2 protein-coding genes, 1 pseudogene and 1 other annotated feature are annotated in these 4,758 nt (G+C 57.9%); of the genes and pseudogenes, 1 reads left to right on the top strand and 2 read right to left on the bottom strand.

The annotated features are described in order from the left end of the window. Positions 1 to 1,874, bottom strand: a 1,874-nt coding sequence (locus CV770_RS44155) for an AMP-binding protein (protein WP_146101459.1), incomplete at its 3' end; no start/stop codon positions are given. A 1,359-nt stretch (positions 1,875 to 3,233) separates the two neighbouring features. Further along, positions 3,234 to 3,782 (bottom strand): VOC family protein, encoded by a 549-nt coding sequence (locus CV770_RS40455; protein WP_104466265.1) that lies wholly within the window; start codon positions 3,780 to 3,782, stop codon positions 3,234 to 3,236. 529 nt (positions 3,783 to 4,311) lie between these two features. Between CV770_RS40455 and CV770_RS40450 the strand changes: the two are divergent. Next, a pseudogene (locus tag CV770_RS40450) lies at positions 4,312 to 4,758 on the top strand (transposase); the annotation flags it as partial. Then, positions 4,596 to 4,712, top strand: a sequence feature (AL1L pseudoknot). (Overlaps the previous pseudogene by 117 nt.)

The following is a 4,758-nucleotide window of genomic DNA, read 5'->3' as shown; positions in this document are numbered from 1 at the left end:
ACGTAGAGCTCCCCGACCGCGCCAAACTGAACGGGCGCACCATGACCGTCAAGCAGATAGATCCGCGTGTTCGCGATCGGACGGCCGATGGGGAGTCGCCGGACTGTCTGATCAATGGCGGTGATCTCGCAGACCGTCGCAAAGGTCGACGTCTCGGTTGAACCATAGCAGTGCAAGAGATGTTGCGGTCGGCTTTGGCTCAAAACCCGTGCCACGGCCGCCACATCAACCGAGCCACCACCAACTAGGAGAAATCGCAAACTCGCCAGCACCGGGCCTAACTCATCAACGCTCTGGCTGAACAACCCGGCGGTCAAATGCAGGACGGTGATGCGGTGCCGCCGAACCAGAGTGCGCAGCACCTCCGGCTGCAGCACAGCTGTGTGTGGAATCACAATTAGGCTGGAGCCGTGCAGCAGTGCCGCCCAAACTTCCAGCGTACTGATACTAAACGCGGGATTGCCTACCCAGGCCACGCGATCACTCGAGGTAAACTCCGCATAGCCGTTGTTGATGACGAGACGGTTGACAGCACGATGAGGAACAACCACGGCCTTCGGAAGGCCGGTCGACCCGGAGGTGTACATCACGTAAGCCGGAGCATCGGCGGTCAATGCCAGGCCAGGATCGGTACTACACCCTGTTCCAGCCATGATCGGCTCAATGGCCAGAATAGGAATCGCAATCTCAAACCGCCCGTCATTCTCGTCACCTACGAGGACCAGGCGTACAGCACAGTCGGTCATAATCCAGCTTTGTCGCCCAACTGGAACGCCCCGATCAATCGGTACATAGACCCCGCCCGCCTTCAGAACTGCCAGTTGTGCGACCACAAGTGCAATGCATCGATCAAGCACTATGGCAACGCGATCGCCCGGCTTCACCCCAAGCGCGATCAGATGATGCGCGAGCCGGTTCGCCCGAGCATTGAGCTCGCGATATTTTAGGCGCGCGTCAGCATGGACCACGGCTACCGCATCCGGCGTCTTGCGCACCTGCGCCTCGAACAGCTCATGGATACACCGGTCCGAAGGATAAGGCGCCGCCGTCTGATTCAGCTCCTCCAAGAGGTAGGTGCGGTCATCGGACGACAGCAGCCCGCTGCGCCCCACCGGCTGCTGCGCATCGGCCATCACCGCACACAACAAATTGTGCAAATGCTGCGTCATACAGTCGATCTGCTTGGGAGCGAAGCGACTACTGTCAAAGTGCCATCGGAAGCGCCCATCGAGAGCGCAAATCTCGAGCGTTAGCAACTCACCGGAGCGAGCTATCTCAGAACTAGAGCTCGAAGCCGACTCTTCAGCCGCAGAACAGCTCTCTCCGGTAACTGTAACCCCAAGGGGCCAGGGTCGCCGCGATCGCAGCACCTCCGCATTCCGCAACGTGGGCGTGATAAGATCCCAGGCAAAGCTATCGTTCACTCTTAGCTGAACGCATTCGGCCGCCACCGCTCTGCGCGCCTGCGCAAAGTCATCACTTAGATCTATAGCAATCACCATTGGCACGGCGGACACGAGAAGGGCCTCCACAGCGCTCCCGCCCGCTCGCGATCCATTCGGCGCGGACCATCCCAATTGAAGCTCTGACTCCCCAGTAGCGCGGGCGAGGTAGATCAACCAAGCAGTTAACAGATGTTCTGTACGATCACGTGGAGATAGCTCAACCAACGCACTCGGCATGAGCCAAGCGCTCGACTGCCATGTCGCCGGAGCCTTGCCTTCTAACGACGACGAAAACGGAAGCTGAACTATCTTGAACTGCTCTAGTCGCTGTCGCCAGAACTCTTCACGAGATGCCAACAATCCATGGGCAACTGTTGTGCTCCGCGCCTCAGCTTCGCTTAAGATCGGCAGGCGATTGCCTATTTCCATGCCGGAATTCCTCGCGAGTGCCCGCGCATCCACAGGCCGACCATCTGAGCCACCGAACCAAACATCAACATCCTCCGTACCTGTCGCCACACGCCAATGGCCCGGGTGATTTCAAGGAGAGAGAGCCCGCCGATAAGCGCGAGCGGTTAGACGACACCTCCAAGCACCTGATTGCGACAACAGCCTTCAGACACAGAACGAATCGAATGATACGGCCTAAAATCCAGGCGGTCGTTGTCTTGGAGAGATCTTGCGCGGATCGATCCCATCGCAGGCAGCCCGCCGCATCCGGACGTCGACGTTCGGGAAACTCGCGTCGGCGTATTAGCGCCCGCGGACAGGCACTGAGCTCCTCTACACTCGCCAAAACGGTCAGACCTTCGCGGAGACCCTCGACTCCAGCCTCGCAGCATTTGAGGTCAAGAGTTGACGCCGTATCGGTTGGCGCAATCAAGACGTGGGATTGAGCAACTCGGTCACCGGTGTCCGCACCACCATCGATGCGATGCCACGTGACGGCATATTCGGTATCTTGGACCAACAGCACCGAAGAAGTTGCCGCAGTTGCCGCACACCGCGCTAACGGGCCTTCGCGGCTCTTGGAAGCGCCTTGACGAACTCGCCCCAACACATCCGCTACCAATACGAATGGATTACAAAGAGAAAATATCCAGTCCACCACTTGAGCATTCAGCAATGTCGATAGCTCTTCAACACTTGCGACACGCCGGATGTTACCGCGAAGGGCCCAATCCCGAAAAATGCGATCTGCACACAAGGCGGCCCGAATAACGCAGCCCGCCATATCCCTCGCTAGCTGGGCGCACCTTACGGCTAGCCTCCCACCAGCAACAAAGACCCTAGAACCCATTGTTGACGTTGCAGCTCGTTGCCCATCCCTCTCGCGGAGTTCGCAACTTGATGAGGCCAACACACATGTGTCGTGATGTACGTACCCCACGCCCATGACAAACTCTCCACCTATGTAACTCGCGGGGGGCGCAGCTTTCGGCAGTCCTGCGATGGACTGCCGAACTCCACAAGATCCGCGCGAGGACCCTCGAGATCCGCGACAATTGGCGATTTAGGTACCCACCTTACGCCCCTGAGCGCGCGACCAAGACGCGTGTCGGCGTGCAGCGGAGAAGATCGACGCAATATCTTCACCCTCCAGCCGAGCCGGCCGGCGAATCGGACCACCAGACGCAATTGTGAAAGCTGAGGAAAAGGGACGCGACAGCAGGCTCAAGCACTTGATCGCTGAACTTTGCAGCCGGGCACCTATTAGGCAGCCTTGAAGCGCGGCTGGGCGATGAAGATGTTGGAGCACGCGCACGACTGGAGGTCCTGCCTCTTCCGTCAATATTTGCCCGACTGTTCAAGCTGACCAAAAAGCTGCTGAACGTTCGATTCGAGGAGGCCACTCTCTCCATCTCGGTGAATGAATTCAAAGCTAAGCCCAGTTTCAATGGAGCGACTCGAGAAGGCCTGCGCCAGTCCAGGACAACGAACCACGGTCGTATCAAATCCCAGACCACGAGACTTTAGGGTCTGCACAGCAGCATCCACGTTGTCGACCTCAAGAGCAATGTGAGCAACTCCAACACCGTTACGCCGCACCAGCTCTGAGACCTGAGAGGTTGGCTCAGTGCCCTGACACAAGACAAACCTGATGCCGCCGCTCTCGAGGTTAGCATAAAGCATGCCTGTCGCCCGTCCCTTAACGTGAGAACGCCCCTTCAATTCAAAGCCCAGCACGTCCTGAAAGAACAGAATTGACGCCTCAAGATCGAGTACTGCAATGGCAATATGATCTATCCCACGGAACTTCAAAAACGAACTCGCGGTTTTCCGATTGTCGCCCGAAGTCGCATCCGGTCCGATCTTGCTGTCGACGGTTTCCTGCATAGCACCCTCCTCACAATGGATAATCAGACCAGGTACACCTTCTTAGTCCGTAGTAGCGACCAGGCTCTTCAGGCTCATCTGCTCCAACAAGTCAGCGTTATGTCTGGGCCACATTCGCTTGAGCACTGAAGAGCTCTGTTTTGCGCTCTTCCCATTTCCGCATTATTTCTGAAATCGCCAACGGTGATGGATCGGCTATTTGCCCATCGCGAAGCAAACATGAGGCCACTCAAGTTCTGAGCGCATTTGCTCCGCATCCGATGCTACATTTGGACCGATTGAGAACGTCTAATCCGAACTCTTTGGCAGCGCCTGCGAAGCGAGATGATCATCACAGAGTTCTACGCATCTTAAGCAACCGACGTGCCAACGATGTTGCGCGAGAGTTCCTCAAAGAACAACGCGCCTATAGCCGCCATAGAGGAGTTTTACTGTTCGACTTGAGGCATCGATGTCGTGAACCAGACACAGCTCAAACATGAACCGCCCCGGGTTTGCCGGAGGCTCCAACTCCTGAGAGGATGGAGCCATGACAAGCAAGACGACGAACAAGTTTTCACCCGAGTTCCGGGCCCGTGCGGTTCGGATGGTTCTGGATCACGCCAGCGAGCATACCTCGCGCTGGGCAGCAGTGACCTCGATCGCGGCCAAGATCGGCTGCACGCCGCAGACGCTGCATGACTGGGTCAAGAAGGCCGAGATCGACAGTGGGCAGCGTGCCGGCGTTCCGACCGACATGGCCGAGAAGCTGAAGGCCCTGGAACGGGAGAACCGCGAGCTCCGGCAAGCCAACGAGATCCTGCGCAAGGCGAGCGCCTATTTTGCGATGGCGGAGCTCGACCGCCGGTACAAGCCATGATCGCCTTCATCGACGATCATCGTGGGGCGCATGGGGTCGAGCCGATCTGCAAGGTCTTGCCGATCGCCCCCTCGACCTACCATGCCCATGTGGCCAAGCGGCGCGATCCGGCCAAGC

Source organism: Bradyrhizobium sp. AC87j1, from assembly GCF_002936975.1.
Taxonomy (GTDB): domain Bacteria; phylum Pseudomonadota; class Alphaproteobacteria; order Rhizobiales; family Xanthobacteraceae; genus Bradyrhizobium; species Bradyrhizobium shewense.
Note: the sequence above shows the minus strand (reverse complement) of the source record. Positions and strands in the feature narration are given on the sequence as shown.